This is a genomic window from Margalitia sp. FSL K6-0131, assembly GCF_038008735.1.
GTDB classification, from domain to species: domain Bacteria; phylum Bacillota; class Bacilli; order Bacillales; family Bacillaceae_C; genus Margalitia; species Margalitia shackletonii.
Map to the genome: position 1 here is coordinate 5251949 of NZ_JBBOZS010000001.1, position 20389 is coordinate 5272337.

Below are 20389 nucleotides of genomic sequence, written 5' to 3' on the forward strand. Positions count from 1 at the left end.
CTCCTTTCGAGGTGTGCTCTATGGATAACTTTCCCCTTCCCCGCTGAAAACATACGAAAAACTAAGGAGCCTTTGAGAATCTATTCTATAACTAAATTTAAACTGGTCCTTCCAAAAAGCGTAGATACGGCATCATTTTCCAATAGCAAACATTAACTCTGTCTCACATGCAATTTCGCCGTCTACCTTTGCAACGCCTTTTCCTTTACCTACTGGACCTTTTAAACGCAATATCTCAACTTCTAATACCAATTGATCGCCAGGTCTAACTTGACGTTTAAATCGACAGTTATCAATTCCTGCAAAAAGGGCAAGTTTGCCGCGGTTTTCTTCTTTTTTAAGCATAGCAACGGCCCCAACCTGCGCCAATGCCTCGACAATTAATACTCCAGGCATAACTGGGAAATCTGGAAAGTGTCCGTTAAAGAACTCCTCATTTCCTGACACATTTTTTATCCCTACCGCTCTTTTTCCTTCTTCTACCTCTGTGATTTTATCAATGAGTAAAAACGGGTAACGATGCGGGATAATTTCTTTAATTTGTTGAATATCTAACATATTCTTAACCTCCTGTATTTGAATGAGTAAGCGCCGAATTCTTATATCACGAAAAAAGGAAAGGATAATCCTTCCCCCTTATTTTTTATTTACAAGGTCTACAATATGAGTCCAAGTCGATTTCGATAATGCATCAAAAGGATTTCCATCGCCAATAACGCCATATCCAACTATAAGGCCGGATAAAACGCTAATCACAATTGCAACCAATACAAGAACGACTCTCAGCCAAATGGGAATAAGTCGAACACGGATTTTTTCTCTTCTGGCTGTTCGTCTTTCCTCTATTTTTTTTCTCTTTTTATATTGCGAACGTGATTCTGATTTTGGCTGGATTCCTTTTTCTGTCATTCTAATATCCCCTTTAGCGAAGACCGTTTACTAACCCCATCATTTGATCTGAAATCGTGATAGCCCTTGATTGAAATTGATAATTACGCTGGACATTGATTAGCTCCGTCATCTCTTGGCCTAAATTCACATTTGAACCTTCTAATGCACCTTGCTGAATGGAAATATTATTCCTTGATTGCCCGACCATATTAGTAAATACATTTGTGCCAGTGACGCCATTGTTCGGTAAGCCAATCAAATTATCACCATATTGTTCAAAAAACTGCGGCTTGTTTACAGTTATCACACCAAGATTAAAGAACCTTGTTTGTCCATTGTCTAACTTTACTTGCAGGTTACCTTGGCTTGTTATTGTATAGCTTTCCGCATTTTTCGGGAAGGTAATCATATTATTATTTTCGTCCAAAATCGGGTATCCAGAACTATTTACAAGCATCACTTCGTTGTTTCCTACCGGGGAAAGCGATAAATTTCCATCTCTTGTATAACGGACTTCACTTTGTCCATTTTCATTCGTTAATACCTTTAAAAATTGATTCTCAGTAGTAAATGCAATATCTAACGGACGTTTTGTTTCCTTTACATTGCCTTGGGTTAAAAGCATTTGCGATTGAGCAATTTTTGCACCAGTACCTAGACGTATGCCGAGTGCGGTATTTCTGCCGATTTCTTTCTTGGGATCCAGCTGATTATTGAATTGTTGAAAAAGAAGGTCTGAAAAGGTTGCTTCTCTTTTTTTAAAACCATTTGTGTCAATATTGGCCATATTATTACTAATAATATCGAGTTGTTTTTGCAGTTGATTCAATGTATTGGATGCTACAATCATAGATCTATTCATTAGAAAAACCCCTCACCTTCCTAGCCATTTACTCGTCCAACTTCATTAACCGCCTTATCCATACTGTGGTCATATGCCTGCAACACTTTTTGGTTTGCTTCGAAGCTTCGGTAAGCCGATAGCATATCTGTCATGGTTTGCGATACATCCACATTGGAACGTTCCAAAAATCCTTGCTTTACCTGAAAACTTGCACCAGGGGCTTGAGGAAGCGCGGAGTTTTTATCCATTCGATATAATCCATCGCCTTCTTTTATCAAGCTATTGGAATTTGCCGCAATCGCAATCCCTAAAGTTCCTGCCTGTCTGCCTTGTTCGCTTATCTGACCACTACTGTCCACAGTAAAGTCCACACTGTTTAAACGAATTCTATTCCCACCCCGGTCTAAAACATAAAGACCATTTGCAGTTGTTAAGTAGCCTTCTCCGTCCAAGGTAAAGTTTCCGTTACGCGTATATTTCACATTGCCATCTTTATCCTGAACGGAAAAAAATACAGCGCTTGTGGAATTTGCATTCAAATCCTGAAGGGCCAAATCCGTTTTATTTTGTGTTTCTTGCAAATCTCCTTGAAGAAACTTGGGAAGAACCTCTTGCATGTATACACCAGTATTTACAGCTCCAACCATGGAAGAGGAAGGAATTGAAAATGCGTTCTCAACTGGAACCGTCTGCTTACCCATGCGCTGTAAAAGAAGCTCAGGAAATGCCCTTAAAGACGATTGATCCGCTTTAAATCCAGGGGTATTCGAATTAGCCATATTATTGGTTAAAAGATCTGTTTTGCGTTGTTGTGCAACCATTCCCGCTGCAGCCGTATAGAATCCTCTAAGCATTTTTCATTCCCCCAAATGTGAGTTCATTACACTAAACGACGGTTTGCAATTTTATCCATGTTTTCAAGCATAATACCTGTACCAATCGCAACAGAATCCATTGGATTTTCCGCTACTAATACTGGTACCTTTAATTCTTCTGCCAATAATTGATCGATACCATGTAACAATGCACCACCGCCAGTCAAGATTACACCGCGGTCAATAATGTCTGCAGATAATTCAGGCGGAGTTTTTTCCAATACATTTTTAGCTGCTTGGACAATAACGGACACAGATTCTTTAAGAGCTTGTTCAACTTCTTTAGAATTTACCGATATGGTTCTTGGTAATCCGGTAACCATATCGCGGCCGCGAATTTCCATTTCTTCCTTACGAGAACCAGGGAATACAGTGCCAATGTTAATTTTGATGCTTTCCGCTGTACGTTCACCAATTAACAATTTATATTCTTTTTTAATATATTGAAGGATTTCATTATCAAATTTATCTCCTGCCATTTTGATGGAAGCAGAAGTTACAATATCACCCATGGAAAGAACTGCGATATCGGTTGTACCGCCGCCAATATCCACTACCATATTTCCGCTAGGCTGGAAAATATCCATTCCTGCACCAATCGCTGCGACCTTTGGCTCCTCTTCCAAATATACTTTTTTACCGCCGCTTTTTTCAGCAGCTTCTCGAATGGCCTTTTGTTCTACACTTGTAATATTAGTAGGACAACAAATTAGGATTCTTGGCTTTGATAAAAATCCTTTTACGTTTAATTTATTGATAAAATGCTTTAGCATTGTTTCTGTTACGTCAAAATCAGCAATTACTCCGTCTTTCAACGGACGAATAGCTACGATATTTCCTGGTGTTCTTCCCACCATTCGACGGGCTTCCTCCCCAACAGCTAAAACCCTATTAGCATTTTTATCAATAGCCACAACAGATGGCTCGTTTAAAACGATTCCTTGTCCTTTTACATGAATTAATACGTTAGCAGTACCTAAGTCTATTCCTATATCCTTTGCAAACATGTACGTTACTCCTTTCATAGTGGGCAAACTAGCTTGAACGTTAATAAAGGGCAATCTATGTAAATTTTATTTATGTCAAAAGTCCCTATTTCCCTAATTTTATATTTTAACATATTTTTGTCGAGTTTAGGCATTCATTGTCAAAAAATCTTTTAAAAATTAGTAAAAAAATAGGAAATAAGAAAAGCGCAAGTGCCGCACCTCCGGCTAACGCTTGAGTGAATTCACACTTCAAATCTCATTTGACGCAACATACAACAAACACGCGAGGAACGATTCGATGCCGGCTTATCGCAGGGAGAAGATGTAGGTATCCGCTAACCAATAGGCTCCTTGCGGCAGACATAATGAAAAAGAAGCAATCAATTTGTCAATTGCTTCTTTTTATCATTAGTTATTTTGAAATTCTTCTTTTTTATACTTTTGTTTTGTTGCTTCTCCGCCACGTAAATGCCGGATGGATTTATGATAATCTAATATTTCTTTCACTTCATTTGCTAGTTCAGGATTAATTTCCGGTAATCTTTCTGTTAAATCTTTGTGGACAGTACTTTTGGACACGCCAAACTCTTTCGCAATTACACGAACCGTTTTTCTCGTCTCCACGATATACTTTCCAATCTTGATAGTTCTCTCTTTGATGTAATCGTGCACACCGCTCGCCCTCCCCAAATTGGATGAGAGAAGTGTGAAATGAGACTCGCTTTCCCTTTCCACGGAGTATACTGTAGCAACGCATAAGAAAAAGGCTTTCGCTGCTTTTCCTTTACCTTTTATGCGCAAGAGAGCAAACAATCATGCTCTCCCCTTCTAGAAATTCTTCATGACCGCAACTATATATAGTAATACTTTACGATTACTCACCTCAAACACTCTCTTTGTTTTTGTCAGGTTTGTAACATTGTATTAGCTTGGGTAAAAATATATGCACAAAAACCATAATAAGGACAAGGTGTATGGATAATTTTCCGAAAATTCGTTAACTTAGTCATTGATTCTCTAATAAAATTATAAGTTTGAACGATTATTCCTAATTACGGCTTTACTGCTTTTTTGCTATTGATCATTTTTATCACAAAATGATAAAAAGAGCGGAATGCTTTGAAATTCCGCTCTTAACTCTTATTACATTAGATTAGCCTTGACTATCATCTGTATTTTGTGAATTGCTATTATCACTTGAATTGTCGGTACCGTCGTTACTCTCTGCTGCATTATCATCTTTTGAATTACTTGATTGATCATCACTATTCATTTGATCACTGGCAGAGGATTTACTTTCTGCTTTTACATTTTCAAGTGCTGATATGGACTTATTAAAATAAGTGTTTGGGTTTAAAGCTTGATTATCTTTGCGAATCTCAAAGTGTACATGTGTTCCAGCTTTTTCATTTAACTGACTTGTACCTGCTTTAGCAATGATTTGATTTTGCTTTACAATATCCCCAACTTTAACTTGAATATCTTTTACAGACTGATACTCAGTTACAACGCCTTTAGTGTGTTCAATTTCAATAACGTTGCCAAGTAAGGAGTCATTTTCATTTACCTTAATTACAGTACCGCTCATAGCTGCTACAACGTCAAATTCTTTTCCATCCTTCATCGCAATATCAACCCCGCGATTAGGTCGGAATTGGTTGCCGTTATATACTAAGATAGCTGCTTCTTGTTTTTCCGCTGAAGCTTTCGAATCATAGAAGTCCTTTACGATTTTTGCTGCATCTTTATTTTTTACTGGCCATTTGAAATTTTCTAGTGTTTTACTAACCTCTGTGGCAGGGTTATCATACTCTTTTTTTCCAACTAAGTTATCCCCACGGTAACTAAAGTTCTTTTTAGCAGATTCATTGCCTTTAGACTGATACCAGAAAATTCCCGAAATAAGTAATGCAGCACATACAAGATAAATTGCCGGATATACCCAACGTTTTTTAAATATGCTTTTTCCGCGTTTTTTTTGAGAAGATAATTTCTTTTCTTCCTCTCTCATTTTCATCACCTCTGCATCCATTTTGAACAGATACAGGGAAATATATACATCTATTTTGAAAAAATTTTTAAATTCTTATTATTTAGCATTTATGACGATATTATGTATGATTTTTTTCATTAATTTTTTCGCATCTTTGAACAGAATTTTCAAAAAGAAATAAGCCCTCAATGATTGAGAAGCTTATTTTTTCGCTGTTGCCTTATTTAAGAATTGATCTGTGTTGGTAATTTGAACACCTTGATAATAATATTTAACAATGTCTTTATAGCTCTTTCCTTTCTTCGCCATTTCATTAGCCCCATATTGACTCATTCCAATCCCATGACCATAGCCTTTCGTCGTAACAATTATTTGGTCGCCTTGACGCACCCAGCTAAAATCTGCTGAACGTAAGTTAAGTTTTTCTCTAATCTCTCGTCCGGTAAACTGTTTACCGCCAATCTTAACTGTTCTAACCCGATTCCCATGAGTCCGTGATGTAATCGTTCCAACGTTTCCTGTATTGGGTAACTGAACTCCAAGTTTATTTTCAAATTCAGAAACAGGAATCTCTTCTTTAAAATTGAATTTCGGGGATGATATATCCCAAGGGCTTTTTACACTCTTTAAATAAGGGACTGGTTGATCCCAGTAATCTTCCGAGTTTTCGGTATAGCCGTTACTAGTGGAAAAGAATGATGCTGTAATAGGACTTCCATTGTAGGTCAAAATTTGGCCTGCGGTTGCTTCAACAGCATCGCGAATTTTTTTTATGTTTTGGTTGTACTTATCTTTCCATTCTTTTTTTAACTCATCCATATTTTGATAGACTTGAAAGTTCGTTGTGTCTTCTACCATAGCGCCTTTTGGAAGGCTGCTATTGCCGCCATACATTAACTGTTTCACAATAAAGGTGCGGGCCGTTAGTGCTTGCGCTTTTAAAGCCTCTTTCTGAAATGTGGCGGGCATTTCAGATGCAACTACGCCTACGACATAATCTTCTAGATCCGGCTTTTCAATTTCCTTTGTTTTTGTTCGATATACCGCAACCTCAATTGCAGGTTCTGTAGTTTTTGGTTTTTGTAATTTTTCATCAAGCTTTCCACTCACTTTTTCGGATGAAAAAGGTAGGACGAGTAAGGTGGGTACAAGAAAGGATACGGCAATTACTAGAGAGAGAATTAGCAGGACTGGTTTTATTTGTTTCATGCTTGATGCCTCCATAATGTATTTAGGATGGGCTGTTTTCTTATAAATTGTTGCTTTTCGTAATTTGTTTTAAATCCTAAATTGGACTTAGATTTGGGGCATCTTTTCTTAAAAAAGATACTTATTCTTATAGTTTTCTAATATATAAAAGCAACAAAGTTTAAGAAAATAGCCTTGATAAACCCAACTACTCATAATTATGGTGAGAAGCATGCTTTTATGATTATTTCTATGAAAAATATATGTACTAGTAAAAAAGGGATGATAGAGTTGGGTAAGAGATTTTTTTAAAAGACTTATACGGATGGCATTTTTGCAAAATAAAAAAACCCCTACAAAACATTGTACGGGTTTTCCTTCATTTTCATACATTTACGTCAGATACATATTCGTTAACCTTGGTTACAATTTCCACTTCATCATTAATTCGTTCAATGTCAGCACCAAGGCTTGCTAATTTTAGATGGAAGTTTAAGTATCCACGGTCCAGATGTTTTAATTCCGTAACACGTGTATAACCGTCCGCTTTTAAACCAGCAATGATTAAGGCCGCTGCAGCTCTAAGGTCTGTTGCTGAAACCTCAGCACCTTGCAGCTCGCTAGGACCATTAATGATAACTGAACGCCCTTCGATTTTTATATCTGCATTCATTCTGCGGAATTCTTCCACGTGCATAAAACGATTTTCAAATACTGTTTCTGTAATAACTCCTGTCCCTTCTGCACAAACAAGAAGAGCCATCATTTGCGATTGCATATCTGTTGGAAAGCCTGGATGAGGCATAGTCTTAATATCAACAGCCTTTAGCCTTTCTGGACCGATAACCCTTAAACCTTGTGGTTCTTCGATAATAAGAACACCCATCTCTTCCAGCTTTGCTACTAATGATGTAAGATGTTCAGGGACTGCACCTTTTACAAGGACATCTCCACCGGTTATTGCTGCTGCAATCATAAATGTACCGGCTTCAATTCGGTCTGGAATAATCGTATGTTCCGTTGCAAATAGACTTTCTACACCTTCAATACGAATTGTTCCAGTTCCTGCACCTTTTACAATGGCACCCATTTTATTCAAGAAGTTTGCCAGGTCGACAATTTCCGGTTCCTTGGCACAGTTTTCAATCACAGTCATACCTTCCGCCAATGTTGCAGCCATCATAATATTTTGCGTTGCTCCAACACTTGGAAAGTCTAAATAGATTTTCGAACCTTTTAAACGTCCTTCTGATTCTGCTTCAATAAATCCATTTCCTACTTTTACTTTGGCACCCATCGCTTCAAATCCTTTAAGATGCAAGTCGATCGGTCTTGAACCAATTGCACAACCGCCAGGAAGAGCAACACGAGCTTTTCCCACACGGGCTAATAATGGTCCCATCACAAGTACAGAAGCACGCATTTTTCGTACATATTCAAATGGAGCTTCAATTAATAACTCTCTTGATGCATCTACAGTGATTTCATTATCTTGAAAGGTTACATTTGCATTTAAATGGCGTAACACTTCACTAATTGTATATACATCGGAGAGTGTTGGTACATCACGTATAACACTTTTTCCTTCACTAGCTAACAATGATGCAGCGATAACAGGCAATACGGCATTTTTAGCACCTTCAACTTGTACCGTACCATTTAACCTTTTTCCGCCGCGGACGATGATTTTTTCCAAGAGTATTCCCCTCCGCGTCCATTTTCTCTATATTAATATTCAATCGTTATGATAGGTGTGCCAATAACGAAGGTCGTTTTAGCGCCCAATCCATTTTTTCTCAGTCCAATTTGCAAATTCATTTTATTATTTTTTGTTGGAATGGACTCGGAAAATAAAGGCGAAAACGCTGAAATTGAGTAAAAGTCTTTTTCCTTTAAAGATTCCAATTCCTTTGCGTTAAATCCTTGCAACAATTGCTCTTTTTCAGTCAATAAAACATTTTCAATTTTATCATTGAATTCGCCTTTGATACAAGAGAAAATTGTTGGTTTATCCCTGTAAAGAACATCCAATTTTTTTGGTAGGATTTGATCGATTTTCATCGCAAAAGTAGAATTCCAACTGCGACCTTTAATCTCATATAATAAATACGATGATGCAGAAAATTTTGTAGGGGTCGACATAACTTTTATTGTTTCGACAAATTCTTTGTGGTTTTTCATACCTATTGCGAGCCCCGATTTGCGATCGACCTTCCAATCCATAAAAGGATATTGCTTTTTGAGGGATTTTACTTTCTTATCCCAATCATTCATTGATTGAATCTCAATGGATTCTCTTGCATATAAAGACCATTCATTGATACTCCCATTTTGCTTCTTGACCATTTCAGCTATTTTGTCTAAATCTGTGGTATAAAGAGCTGCATTGGTTTTATTCCCAAAATTTGCGAACATAAAACAAGTGATAATGACAAAGATTAAAAAAATCATTTTCTGTTTCAAAAGTATCCTCTCCCTTAGTAAAAGTGTTTACCAGAAAGGGCCAACACATACTTGGGAAAAGTCGTCATCTTTTGACAGTTGTTTTGCAAAACTTTGGTATAAAAAACCACATTAAAGTAGACGGATTATCTACTTGTAATGTTACAACTATTTTACACAAAAGTTAAATTCATATTACATCATAATGAATTATAGTTCGTTTGAAAACACTTAAGAAGTCCTATTTTTAACAAAATGATGACATTATGAGCTGTTTCTAAGAATTATTGCTTTTATTCCATTATAACTTTCTAAGAAGTTCCTGTTTTGGGCACCTTTTCTCATTTATTTTCATAATTAAAAACAATAAAAAAATATTGGATATTAGATTTTTAAGGTGTCGTATTTTAAGAAAAGAGCCTTTATTGAAATATAAGAGGAAGTTGTTGTGACCATAGAAGGTAATTGAGAAAAAAATTACTTATGGATGATCCGATGGCAATGGTTAATATAATCATCAACAGCCTTGCTTGAAATACACGATTTGGTTTTAAAAGCTTTTCATAATTTAGTGCTTGTAATGACCAAAACGTAATCGCAAAGAAAAATATATGTACGATTATACTGATTAAAGCTTGTTGTCCGAAATCAGCTACCATATTTTGCACCCCTTTTATTTTAATCCTTAATTCAATTGCCGGATGGACTAATTTTGCGCAAGGCAATTTTTATTTTTTGGTAACTCTCACTCAAGTGGGTCTCTAACAAAGTTCATTGATAAAAAACACCCTCTGTAAAACAGAAGGTGTTCTCTTATATTAGAAGCGGTGTTCAGCAACATTTATACGATTTATCGCACGTTTAAGAGCAAGTTCTGCACGAACAAGATCAATATCATCTGTCTTAGCTTCTATTCTCTGTTCGGCACGAACTCTTGCATGTTTTGCACGTTCGATATCAATGCTTTCTGATTTTTCAGCTGTTTGAGCTAAAATGGTTACTTGTTCAGGTCGCACTTCTAGAAAACCGCCACTTACTGCTACAAGCTCAGTGTCGCCGCCTTTTTTTAACCGAACAGCGCCAATTTGAAGTGGAGCTACGGTAGGAATGTGTCCAGGTAAAATACCCAGTTCACCGCTTTGCGCCTTTGTAATCACCATTTCCACATCTGAACTATACACTGGGCCGTCTGGAGTGACAATACTGACTTTCAATGTCTTCATCTTTGATCCTCCTGGTCCCTTATTATACCTCTACGCCCATCTCTTTAGCTTGTTTCACTACATCCTCAATTGGACCTACAAGACGGAATGCATCTTCTGGCAGATGATCGTATTTACCCTCTAATACTTCCTTGAATCCGCGAACTGTTTCTTTTACTGGTACATAAGAACCCTTTTGACCAGTAAACTGCTCAGCCACGTGGAAGTTTTGTGATAAGAAGAATTGAATACGACGAGCACGGGCAACGACTAATTTATCTTCATCGCTAAGTTCGTCCATACCTAGAATCGCAATAATATCTTGTAATTCTCTGTAGCGTTGTAGGGTTTGTTGTACTTTACGTGCCACAGTATAATGCTCTTCCCCAACAATTTCAGGAGAAAGTGCACGGGATGTTGAAGCAAGTGGATCCACTGCCGGATAAATACCCATCTCTGAAAGTTTACGCTCTAAGTTTGTTGTTGCATCTAAGTGCGCAAATGTTGTTGCAGGTGCAGGGTCAGTATAGTCATCGGCTGGTACATAAATCGCTTGGATAGATGTAACGGAACCAACATTTGTAGATGTAATACGTTCCTGTAATTGACCCATTTCAGTAGCAAGTGTCGGTTGATAACCAACGGCTGATGGCATACGTCCTAGAAGGGCTGATACCTCAGAACCTGCTTGTGTGAAACGGAAAATATTATCGATAAAGAACAATACGTCCTGTCCTTGTTCATCACGGAAATATTCAGCCATAGTCAAACCTGTTAAGGCAACACGCATACGTGCACCTGGAGGCTCGTTCATTTGCCCGAATACCATGGCAGTTTTCTTAATAACGCCGGAATCTTTCATTTCATGGTAAAGGTCATTTCCTTCACGAGTACGTTCCCCAACACCCGCGAATACAGAAATACCACCATGCTCTTGAGCGATATTATTAATCAATTCTTGAATTAGTACGGTTTTACCAACTCCGGCACCACCGAATAAGCCGATTTTACCACCTTTAATATAAGGGGCAAGCAAGTCAACAACCTTAATACCAGTTTCAAGTATTTCTACTTCTGTAGAAAGTTGTTCAAATGTTGGTGCAGTACGATGGATTGGGTCACGGCGAATTCCCCCAGGAAGTTCTCCGTCCAAGTCAATTGCATCACCAAGTACATTAAATACACGGCCTAATGTTACGTCACCAACAGGAACTGAAATTGGCTCACCAAGGTCAATTGCATCCATACCACGTTGTACACCGTCGGTAGAAGCCATCGCAATCGTACGTACAGAATCATCACCTAAGTGAAGAGCAACTTCCAAAGTTAAATCGATGTCGACTTCAGTAGCTGATTGCGCTTTATATTGAACTTTTAACGCATTATATATATCAGGTAGTTGACCATTTTCAAACTTAACGTCAACAACTGGACCCATTACTTGTAGAACGTGTCCTTTGTTCATCATTTTACCTCCTATCTTGCATTAAGGCGAAGTAAGCCCCGCCTGAATCTTCTATTTCTCATTTAGTCCGTGAATAACCCTGCGAAAAATTGTCCACGTCTAGCTCCAAGTGAAATTGGTACTTCAAATTTCACCAGCGTCTATCGGCTAGTGGATGAGCAAGGCGCTTGCGCATTTGGTCTATTCTAGTGCAGCTGCACCACCGACAATTTCCGTAATTTCTTGCGTAATTGCTGCTTGACGTGCACGGTTAAATTGTAGTGTATAAGAGTCAATAAGCTCTTTTGCATTATCCGTTGCATTCTTCATTGCCGTCATACGTGCGGCATGTTCACTTGCCTTACCGTCTAATAGAGCACCATAAATTAAACTTTCAGCATATTGTGGAAGAAGTACCTCTAGGATTTCTTCAGGAGATGGCTCAAATTCATAGGAAGTAAGCTTCTTTCCGGAAGCACCAATATCCGTTAAAGGAAGCAGCTTTTTCTCCGTAACATCTTGTTGGATAGCATTAACAAAATGATTGTAATACATATACAATTCATCAAATGTTTGGTCGGCAAACATCTGAACTGTTTTACTAGATATCTTCATAATGTCAGCAAATGATGGTTGATCCGGTAATCCTACAATATTCAACACAATATTTTCATCGCGTTTCTTGAAAAATTCGTAACCAACTCTACCAATTGCAATAATCGCATACTCATCTTTTGATTTGTGACGCTCTTTAATAGTATTAGATACTAAACGTAAAACACTGCTATTATATGCCCCAGCTAATCCTCTATCAGATGTAATAACTAAATAACCGGTCTTCTTAACAGGTCTCGTTACTAACATTGGATGAGCGATATTACTTCCAAGTGCAACATTTGCTACAACATCTTGGATTTTCTCCATATATGGTACAAATGATTTCGCATTCATTTCGGCTCTGCTTAAGGCAGAAGCGGAAACCATTTGCATCGCCTTTGTAATTTGGCTGGTTTTTTTCGTTGAATTAATACGAGATTTTAAATCGCGTAAGGATGCCACTAAGTCTCACCACCCTCGTTTTAAGTAAAGAGGTCCCATAAGTGTCTGACACCACTTGCGTCAAGCATAAAAAATAAGAGCAGCTTTTATGCGAAGTGTGGTGTCAATCCTTACATTGGGACAGTTCTAATTTTCTATTACTTACTCAGACTTAGCAAAAGTCTTTTTAAAGTCATTAATAGCAGAAGTCATATCTTCATCTTCAGCTAGCTGACCTGTTGTTCTAATTTGTTCTAATAACGCAGCACGATTATGATCTAGCCAAGAATAGAATTCTCCTTCAAAACGAACGATGTCTTGAACAGGAATATCATCTAGGAAACCTTTTGTTAAGGCATAAAGAATCATAACTTGCTTTTCCACTTTAATAGGTTTATTTAAATCTTGCTTTAATACTTCTACTGTACGAGCACCACGAGCTAGTTTTGCTTGTGTAGCTTTATCAAGATCTGAACCGAATTGAGCAAATGATTCAAGTTCACGGAATGACGCTAGGTCTAGACGAAGTGTTCCGGCAACCTTTCTCATCGCTTTAATTTGGGCAGAACCCCCAACACGAGATACGGATAGACCCGCATTAATCGCTGGACGTACACCAGAGAAGAATAAATCCGATTGTAAGAAAATTTGTCCATCTGTGATGGAGATTACGTTTGTTGGAATGTAAGCGGAGATATCCCCTGCTTGTGTTTCAACAAATGGTAATGCAGTGATAGAACCGCCACCAAGTGCGTCACTAAGCTTAGCTGCACGTTCCAATAAGCGTGAATGTAAATAGAATACATCCCCAGGGAATGCCTCACGACCTGGAGGACGACGTAATAATAGAGAAAGCTCACGATATGCAGCAGCTTGTTTAGACAAATCATCATAAACAACCAATACATGCTTACCGTTATACATAAATTCTTCTCCCATTGTTACACCAGCATATGGAGCAAGGTATAATAAAGGAGCCGGTTGTGCAGCTGACGCCGTTACTACGATTGTATAATCTAATGCGCCATGCTTGCGAAGAGTCTCAACTGCACCGCGTACAGTAGATTCTTTTTGTCCAATCGCAACATAGATACAAATCATATTTTGATCTGCTTGGTTTAAGATTGTATCGATTGCTACTGTTGTTTTACCTGTTTGGCGGTCACCGATAATTAACTCACGTTGGCCGCGTCCAATAGGTACAAGAGCATCAATCGCTTTAATACCTGTTTGTAATGGTTCATGTACAGATTTACGATCCATTACACCAGGAGCTTTACTTTCAATCGGTCTTGTTTTTGTTGTATTGATTGGTCCAAGACCATCCACCGGTTGTCCTAGTGGGTTTACTACACGTCCGATTAATTCTTCCCCAACAGGTACCTCCATGATACGTCCAGTGCGGCGAACCTCGTCACCTTCTTTAATATCGCGGAATGGTCCTAATATTACGATACCGACATTGTTTTCTTCCAGGTTTTGAGCAAGACCCATAACACCGTTTGAAAACTCTAATAGCTCTCCAGCCATGGCATTATCGAGACCATGAGCACGAGCAATACCGTCCCCAACAGATATAACGGTACCAACATCGCTAACTTTCATTTCAGACTGATAATTTTCAATTTGTTTTCTTATCAGCGCGCTGATTTCTTCAGCCTTAATGCTCATGAATGTCACCCCTCATTTCTTAACTGATTAACTCACGTTTTAGACGGTCAAGTTTTCCTTGTAAGCTTCCGTCAAAAATACGGTTGCCTATGCGGACCTTAACGCCACCAAGTATATTTGAATCAATAATATTTTCGATATTTAAAGATGTTTTTCCAACTTTTTTAGCAAATACAGAGGAAATTGCTTCGCTTTCACTTGCTGATAGCGGGCGAGTCGAGTACACGACAGCTTCTGCAATTCCACGTTCATTATTTACTAATTCAATAAAGCTCTCTGCTACTGCTTCCATTTCCTCTTCACGATGAGCATCGCAAAGTAGCATTAGAGTGTTTAAAACATAAGTGGAAGTTTTAGAGAACACTTGCGTTAAAATTTCCTTCTTCTTTTCAGAAGGAAGCTTTGGCAATTTTAATAGATTTTTAAAATCTGCGTTATCCGCAAGTGCTTTTTTCACTTCACGAAGTTCTGATTCATACTGCTCAAGCTGATTATTTTCTTTAGCCAATTGAAAAAGCGCCAATGCATAACGTTTTGCTACTGCACTCATCGTTTTTCTCCTGCCTCTTGAATATAATCGCTAATAAGTTTTTCTTGATCAGCAGCACTTAATTCCTTCTCAATTACTTTAGAAGCAATTAGCACAGATAGAGATGCTACTTGTTCTCTCAACGCAGCAACAGCTTTTTCCTTTTGTTGTTCAATTTCAAGTTTCGCTGCTTCTTTAATGCGTTCAGATTCCCCGCGGGCAATGGCAATAATTTCTTCGCGTTGAATATCCCCTTGCTTCTTCGCATTTTCTATCATTGTTTGTGCTTCTTGACGAGCTTCTTTTAAAATAGAGCGTTGTTCTTCTAATAATTTATTTGCTTCAACTCGGCTTTTTTCAGCCGCTTCAATTTCATTCGCAATATGGTCTTCACGTTGTTTCATGATGCCCATTAACGGCTTCCAAGCAAAGATCTTAAGCAATACTAGCAAAATAATAAACATGATTAGCTGGAAAAGGATATCGCCTGTATTCAAATGTCCATGTGCAGCCAATCCAAGTACAAAGCCACTCGTTAACACCTATTATTCACTCCTTCCAGAGTTATTGATCCTATTCCCAATAATGGGTGGTTCATAAAACTAAGTATTTCTTTTTGCCCCTGATTATCCAAGGTATTTTTCGGGTTTTTACCCGATATATCTATACTTATTATCCTTATTTTTTACTCTACATAAAGGAATGGCGAAGGATTCTCCAGTAATCTTCGCCATTTTGAAAATGTAAATACTATCTATTAACAACCATGAAACCAATAACAACCGCGATAATAGGAATCGCCTCTACTAGCGCAATACCGATGAACATAGTTGTTTGAAGCATTCCACGTGCTTCTGGTTGACGAGCAATCCCCTCAACTGTACGACCTACGATAAGACCGTTACCAATACCGGCACCGATAGCGGCTAAACCGATTGCAACTGCTGCTGCAAGTACACCCAAACTCATTATAAAGTTCCTCCTTTAAATGTATAAAAAATTTATAGTTTTGATATTTTACCCCTGTATTTTTTTACAGGATTATATTAATGGTCGTGGCTAACTTTATGAGCCATATAAACCATTGTTAACATGGTGAAGATAAATGCTTGAATGGAACCTACGAAAATTGAAAATCCTTGCCATGCAAGTGTCGGGATAATTGCCCCGATAGTGCCTCCTACAGAAGATGCAAGACCTGCCGATAGAAGCCCTAACAAAATTTCACCCGCATAAATATTACCGTAAAGACGCAAACCTAGTGTTAATGTATTTGCAAATTCTTCGATAATTTTCAGTGGGAATAAAAATGGAATTGGTGAAAAGAATCCTTTAACATAACCAGATAAACCATTTCGCTTCACACCATAATAATGTGTTAAACCTACAATCATTACGGCCAAAGTTAATGTGATGACTGGATCAGCTGTCGGTGACTTCCACCATAGTGTATCATCAATGACGATATTAAATGGGAGACCGAGCATATTAGATACAAAGATGTACATGATAATTGTAATCCCTAAGATGTGGAATGATCCGCCAGTTTTCCAATCCATATTGCTTTTAATAATATTTTTAACAAAGTCCATTACCCATTCCATGAAATTTTGCATTCCAGTGGGCTTCATAGCTAATCTTCTTGTGGAAACGATGGCTATAATAAGTACAATGACAGTTGCAACTGTTATCATCAGGACGTTTGCTAAATTAAAGTAAAGTCCTAAAAACTCCACCACAGGTGCTTTATGTTCCAAGCGTGCTCACCTCACTTTCCGCTTTTGTGTGATTGGATAGTTAGGAAAATAAAATCTATCATAATGACGACGTGAGAGGTCATTAATCCCAAGATAACACTAAAAACATTAAACGTATCCGGATAGCGTAAAGCAATTAACACACTGATGACAGCAGTACCCATTCTTATTAAAGTCCCCAAAGACTTAGCTGGGCGCTTTTCGCTAACAACAGCATCGCTGAAACGTTTTGTTTTCCTCATTGTCAGCCAGTGATTATATAGACTAACAGATGTACCGAGAATCAAACCTAAAAATATGGAATGATAGGGGGTAAAGCCCCAACCTAAAACGAGGAGGGATAACAGAAACAGCATAAACTTGCGATGCCTGTTAAATAGTTGTTGGAGTTCCGGCATGTCTTTCTATCTCCTAAAAGAAATGTCGGACTGTGTGAAGCATGGCCCAAATACCTGTTGCGAGGCCAAGAAGTAGTCCGATTATTAAAAATAGTGGTTCCGTATGGAAATAACCGTCTAACCATTTTCCAGCAAATATCCCAACTAAAATAGAACCTACTAATTGGGAAAGGATTGTGGCATATAAGGTCATTGCATTCAAAGGATTTTTATCCTTTTTTCCCATCATCACATCTCCACTTTCCAAGAACATTTGTCATAAAATATTCTTGTTTTGCAAATGATAGAATGGAAATTTTCACTTCTATGAAAACCAGTGAAAACCCTATCATTCTGCACCCTCTGTTAGCATACAATAGGGGAAATTTAATGTCAATGTGTTTCTTTGAAAAACGGTGTTGTCATCCCATACAGAATGGAAATTGTCACAAAATCATCAAATTTTTAATTATTTTTTTATAACTAAAAATTAGGTGTGAACCTTCTATCTATCAAAGCTCATTTTAGGAGAAATTTGCAAATTTATCTAGACCTTATTTTTTCCATTTCTGGGTTGGTTCTTTAATAAGTATCTTCGGCATTTTAAAAATATAAGAAGGTATAATGATTTTATCTATCGCCTATTTGATAGAGGATGACCAAAGCGCTTCCTCCTTTCTTAACGGAATAGACCATTCTTCAAAATCCTCTTCCCCTTTATTTTTAGCGAATGCAACTGCAGTTATCCTCCTTAGATGAGTTTGTTTTGGTAATAGAAGCTGATTATTTACCATCCCGGCACCTATGTGATTCTTAATATCTAAAAAACCAATAAAAGACATCGTTTCTGAATCGAAAAGAGCAATTCCAAATTCCTCAGCACCCATAGGTAAATATGCTTCGTATCTTATATACCCCCTTTTGTCTCCAGGTACTACGGAAAATCCCATTATCCGTGGATAACTTGGTTCTTTAACAGCAAATAAATATGGAATTTCAATCCTTTGACTGCCAGCCTCGAGTATTAAGCGCCCATCAATCATTTCTTTTGTTTTATTAAATTCCCTTGTTAAGATGGCTCTAATAGGGATGCTTTTCTCCTCCTTTGGCTGAAGAGAAAAAGACTGAGGTAATTCCCATCTTATATTCGGATTAAATTTATTTAGATTAAAGGAATAGTTAAGTGTTTTATTCGATATGTTTTTAACCGTTATATATTTTGTCCGATTATTTTTATCCTCCGCCAATATCCCGAAAGAAAGACTTCCCGGAATAATTAATGATTGAGTTTTAACGGCTTGTTCTACTTGAATTCTTCCAGCTCCTTGTTCAAATACTTTATACTGCTTTTCCTGTTGATCAAAGAGGGGTTTTGCCGTATTCATTAAGGCGGATTTAATTTCTTCCGGTTTCCACGTCGGATGCGCTTGTTTAATTATTGCCGCCGCGCCGGTAACAAACGGGGCAGACATACTCGTTCCTTGCAACATCGTATAACTCCCTTTAGGAATGGTACTGTTTATCGCTACTCCCGGCGCCGTTACATCCGGTTTAACGGACCAATTAACAGTTACCGGACCACGAGAACTAAAATCGGCTAGATAATCTTCTTCCTTTTTATAAATAGTTGAAGCTAATAGTGATTTTTGCTTTGCTTCAGATCGTATCAGCTCACCAGAATCCCTCGGTATTGTTGCTGCTGGAATAGGACATTTCTTATCAATTATTCCGGCAAAATCACCATCTGTATTATTGAACATAATTACCCCAACTGCTCCTGCTTCTGCCGCATTTATCACTTTCTCTGTAAAAGAGATCCCCCCTCTTTTTATTAATACGAGCTTTCCATTTGCATCTTTTATTTCCCCCCTATTTCCGAGTCCTCCATCTACAATAAGAACGGACCGGTCAAAGCTCCAATCTTTACTCCCATGTAAAAGAGAAAGAGGCATGTTTACTTTTATAGTAGGGATAGACAAATATGGAGTATACAAGGGTGGGGTAGAAGCACCCACGGAAATTGCGCTTGACGATGTGCCGGGAGAACCAACCGTCCACATATTTGGACCTGAATTTCCATTTGATGTAACTGCAACGACTCCTTTTGCAACTGCTTTATTTAAAGCCATACTAACAGGTAAATCAGGTCCATTAATATTTGTCCCTAAAGAAAGATTTATGATATCCATTTTATCCTTTATACTTTGATCAATTGCTGCTAAAACCTGGTCCGTTGTCCCTTTTCCTCCAGGACCTAAAACCCGGTAGGAATATAGATCAACCTCTGGTGCCACCCCCCGCATCTTACCATTAGCGGCTATAATACCGGCAACATGAGTTCCATGAATCGTCATCCCTTTTTGATCCATGGCCTCCATTGGATTATGATCCCCATCGACAAAATCAAATCCACCTTTATAACTTCCAATTAAATCTGGATGAGTGTAATCGAGACCCGTATCAATTACACCTACTTTTACTCCTTTCCCAGTTAAACGATTTCCATATTGATCAAAAATTCCCCTTGCATTTTCCATCCCTATCAATTGGTTACTTTCGCTGTTCATAAAATCTGTTGTATATACGTTTGATTCGAATATAGCTGATACTTTATTAAAGCTTTTTGCAAATCGTTCTAATTCCTCCTTTTCTCCTTTTAACGAAAAGCCGTTAAATGCCTCCGTGAAAAGATACCTGATTTTCAATGTTTGAAAACCTGAAAGGAATTCTTTAATGACTTCTTCTTTCGGAGGCTCGGTTGTAGAAAAAATCATGATCATTTCTTCATTTGAAGATGGCTTAGGAAGAGGAGGTATCTTCCAGACTTGTGCATTGCTAGAGTGCAGCATTCCTATACACAAATAGGCTGATACAACGAATACCCATATTTTTTTCATATTATCTTCCCTTTTTTCCTTAGCTTTTCTTTAATGAAATGGAATATTCAACATTAATATCCTTCCTTTCATGTATTAACAGTAATGCCCCTCTCAAAAAATGGGCATTTTTATCAGTTTTGTAAAAGCTTAAAACGGTTATCAGAAAGTATCAACAAAATACGTACACGTGCAAAGTTTTGATTTTACCATTCCATCTGTTAAAGAGTCCTTTTTACAACAAGATCAAAACATCTTCATGGAAGGTGGTGT

23 protein-coding genes are annotated in these 20389 nt (G+C 37.8%); all 23 read right to left on the bottom strand.

The window, feature by feature from the left end:
• Nucleotides 1-132: 132 nt before the first annotated feature.
• The 23 genes from fabZ to NSQ59_RS25810 all read right to left on the bottom strand — a co-directional run bounded on the left by fabZ (nt 133) and on the right by NSQ59_RS25810 (nt 20137).
• Nucleotides 133-558, bottom strand: a complete 426-nt coding sequence (gene fabZ / locus NSQ59_RS25700) for a 3-hydroxyacyl-ACP dehydratase FabZ (protein WP_055741387.1) — start codon at nt 556-558, stop codon at nt 133-135.
• Nucleotides 559-636: 78 nt separating this feature from the next.
• Nucleotides 637-909, bottom strand: a complete 273-nt coding sequence (locus tag NSQ59_RS25705; protein ID WP_126647590.1) for a DNA-directed RNA polymerase subunit beta — start codon at nt 907-909, stop codon at nt 637-639.
• Nucleotides 910-922: 13 nt separating this feature from the next.
• Nucleotides 923-1753 (bottom strand): flagellar hook-basal body protein, encoded by an 831-nt coding sequence (locus NSQ59_RS25710; protein WP_340833019.1) that lies wholly within the window; start codon nt 1751-1753, stop codon nt 923-925.
• Nucleotides 1754-1773: 20 nt separating this feature from the next.
• Nucleotides 1774-2589 carry a flagellar hook-basal body protein gene (locus NSQ59_RS25715; RefSeq protein ID WP_340833020.1) on the bottom strand — a complete coding sequence of 272 codons (816 nt, stop codon included), beginning with the start codon at nt 2587-2589 and terminating at the stop codon, nt 1774-1776.
• Between the two features lie 26 nt (nt 2590-2615).
• On the bottom strand, nt 2616-3617 hold the full coding sequence (locus tag NSQ59_RS25720) for a rod shape-determining protein (protein ID WP_055741391.1): 1002 nt from the start codon (nt 3615-3617) through the stop codon (nt 2616-2618).
• Nucleotides 3618-4007: 390 nt separating this feature from the next.
• Nucleotides 4008-4271 carry a sporulation transcriptional regulator SpoIIID gene (spoIIID, locus tag NSQ59_RS25725; RefSeq protein WP_055741870.1) on the bottom strand — a complete coding sequence of 88 codons (264 nt, stop codon included), beginning with the start codon at nt 4269-4271 and terminating at the stop codon, nt 4008-4010.
• Between the two features lie 481 nt (nt 4272-4752).
• Nucleotides 4753-5610, bottom strand: coding sequence for a M23 family metallopeptidase (locus tag NSQ59_RS25730; protein WP_083489501.1), 858 nt, complete (start codon nt 5608-5610; stop codon nt 4753-4755).
• A gap of 183 nt (nt 5611-5793) precedes the next feature.
• Nucleotides 5794-6801 (bottom strand): stage II sporulation protein D, encoded by a 1008-nt coding sequence (gene spoIID, locus NSQ59_RS25735; protein WP_340833021.1) that lies wholly within the window; start codon nt 6799-6801, stop codon nt 5794-5796.
• A gap of 364 nt (nt 6802-7165) precedes the next feature.
• Entirely contained in the window at nt 7166-8476 is a 1311-nt protein-coding gene (gene murA, locus NSQ59_RS25740) for a UDP-N-acetylglucosamine 1-carboxyvinyltransferase (RefSeq protein WP_055741394.1), read from the bottom strand.
• Nucleotides 8477-8508: 32 nt separating this feature from the next.
• On the bottom strand, nt 8509-9243 hold the full coding sequence (locus NSQ59_RS25745; protein ID WP_055741395.1) for a YwmB family TATA-box binding protein: 735 nt from the start codon (nt 9241-9243) through the stop codon (nt 8509-8511).
• A gap of 401 nt (nt 9244-9644) precedes the next feature.
• Nucleotides 9645-9881, bottom strand: coding sequence for a DUF1146 family protein (locus NSQ59_RS25750; protein WP_055741396.1), 237 nt, complete (start codon nt 9879-9881; stop codon nt 9645-9647).
• Nucleotides 9882-10040: 159 nt separating this feature from the next.
• A complete protein-coding gene (locus NSQ59_RS25755) occupies nt 10041-10445 on the bottom strand; it encodes a F0F1 ATP synthase subunit epsilon (RefSeq protein ID WP_055741397.1) in 405 nt (134 codons plus the stop codon).
• A gap of 22 nt (nt 10446-10467) precedes the next feature.
• Nucleotides 10468-11889 (bottom strand): F0F1 ATP synthase subunit beta, encoded by a 1422-nt coding sequence (gene atpD, locus NSQ59_RS25760; protein WP_055741398.1) that lies wholly within the window; start codon nt 11887-11889, stop codon nt 10468-10470.
• 180 nt (nt 11890-12069) lie between these two features.
• The gene (gene atpG, locus NSQ59_RS25765) at nt 12070-12927 is read right to left on the bottom strand and encodes an ATP synthase F1 subunit gamma (protein WP_055741399.1); all 858 of its coding nucleotides are present in this window, start codon (nt 12925-12927) and stop codon (nt 12070-12072) included.
• 141 nt (nt 12928-13068) lie between these two features.
• The gene (gene atpA, locus NSQ59_RS25770; RefSeq protein WP_055741400.1) at nt 13069-14577 is read right to left on the bottom strand and encodes a F0F1 ATP synthase subunit alpha; all 1509 of its coding nucleotides are present in this window, start codon (nt 14575-14577) and stop codon (nt 13069-13071) included.
• A 19-nt stretch (nt 14578-14596) separates the two neighbouring features.
• Nucleotides 14597-15127 carry a F0F1 ATP synthase subunit delta gene (locus NSQ59_RS25775; protein WP_055741401.1) on the bottom strand — a complete coding sequence of 177 codons (531 nt, stop codon included), beginning with the start codon at nt 15125-15127 and terminating at the stop codon, nt 14597-14599.
• Nucleotides 15124-15648 carry a F0F1 ATP synthase subunit B gene (atpF, locus tag NSQ59_RS25780; RefSeq protein WP_055741402.1) on the bottom strand — a complete coding sequence of 175 codons (525 nt, stop codon included), beginning with the start codon at nt 15646-15648 and terminating at the stop codon, nt 15124-15126. Before atpF ends, NSQ59_RS25775 begins: the two co-directional genes overlap by 4 nt.
• A 208-nt stretch (nt 15649-15856) precedes the next feature.
• On the bottom strand, nt 15857-16069 hold the full coding sequence (gene atpE, locus NSQ59_RS25785) for a F0F1 ATP synthase subunit C (RefSeq protein ID WP_055741871.1): 213 nt from the start codon (nt 16067-16069) through the stop codon (nt 15857-15859).
• A gap of 83 nt (nt 16070-16152) precedes the next feature.
• A complete protein-coding gene (atpB, locus tag NSQ59_RS25790; RefSeq protein WP_055741403.1) occupies nt 16153-16863 on the bottom strand; it encodes a F0F1 ATP synthase subunit A in 711 nt (236 codons plus the stop codon).
• Between the two features lie 11 nt (nt 16864-16874).
• A complete protein-coding gene (locus tag NSQ59_RS25795) occupies nt 16875-17261 on the bottom strand; it encodes an ATP synthase subunit I (RefSeq protein ID WP_055741404.1) in 387 nt (128 codons plus the stop codon).
• A gap of 13 nt (nt 17262-17274) precedes the next feature.
• The gene (locus NSQ59_RS25800; protein ID WP_055741405.1) at nt 17275-17487 is read right to left on the bottom strand and encodes an AtpZ/AtpI family protein; all 213 of its coding nucleotides are present in this window, start codon (nt 17485-17487) and stop codon (nt 17275-17277) included.
• Nucleotides 17471-17593 carry a hypothetical protein gene (locus tag NSQ59_RS25805; RefSeq protein WP_280513086.1) on the bottom strand — a complete coding sequence of 41 codons (123 nt, stop codon included), beginning with the start codon at nt 17591-17593 and terminating at the stop codon, nt 17471-17473. The genes NSQ59_RS25800 and NSQ59_RS25805 overlap by 17 nt, the downstream gene beginning before the upstream one ends.
• Before the next feature lie 288 nt (nt 17594-17881).
• Entirely contained in the window at nt 17882-20137 is a 2256-nt protein-coding gene (locus tag NSQ59_RS25810) for a S8 family serine peptidase (RefSeq protein ID WP_055741406.1), read from the bottom strand.
• Nucleotides 20138-20389: the final 252 nt, after the last annotated feature.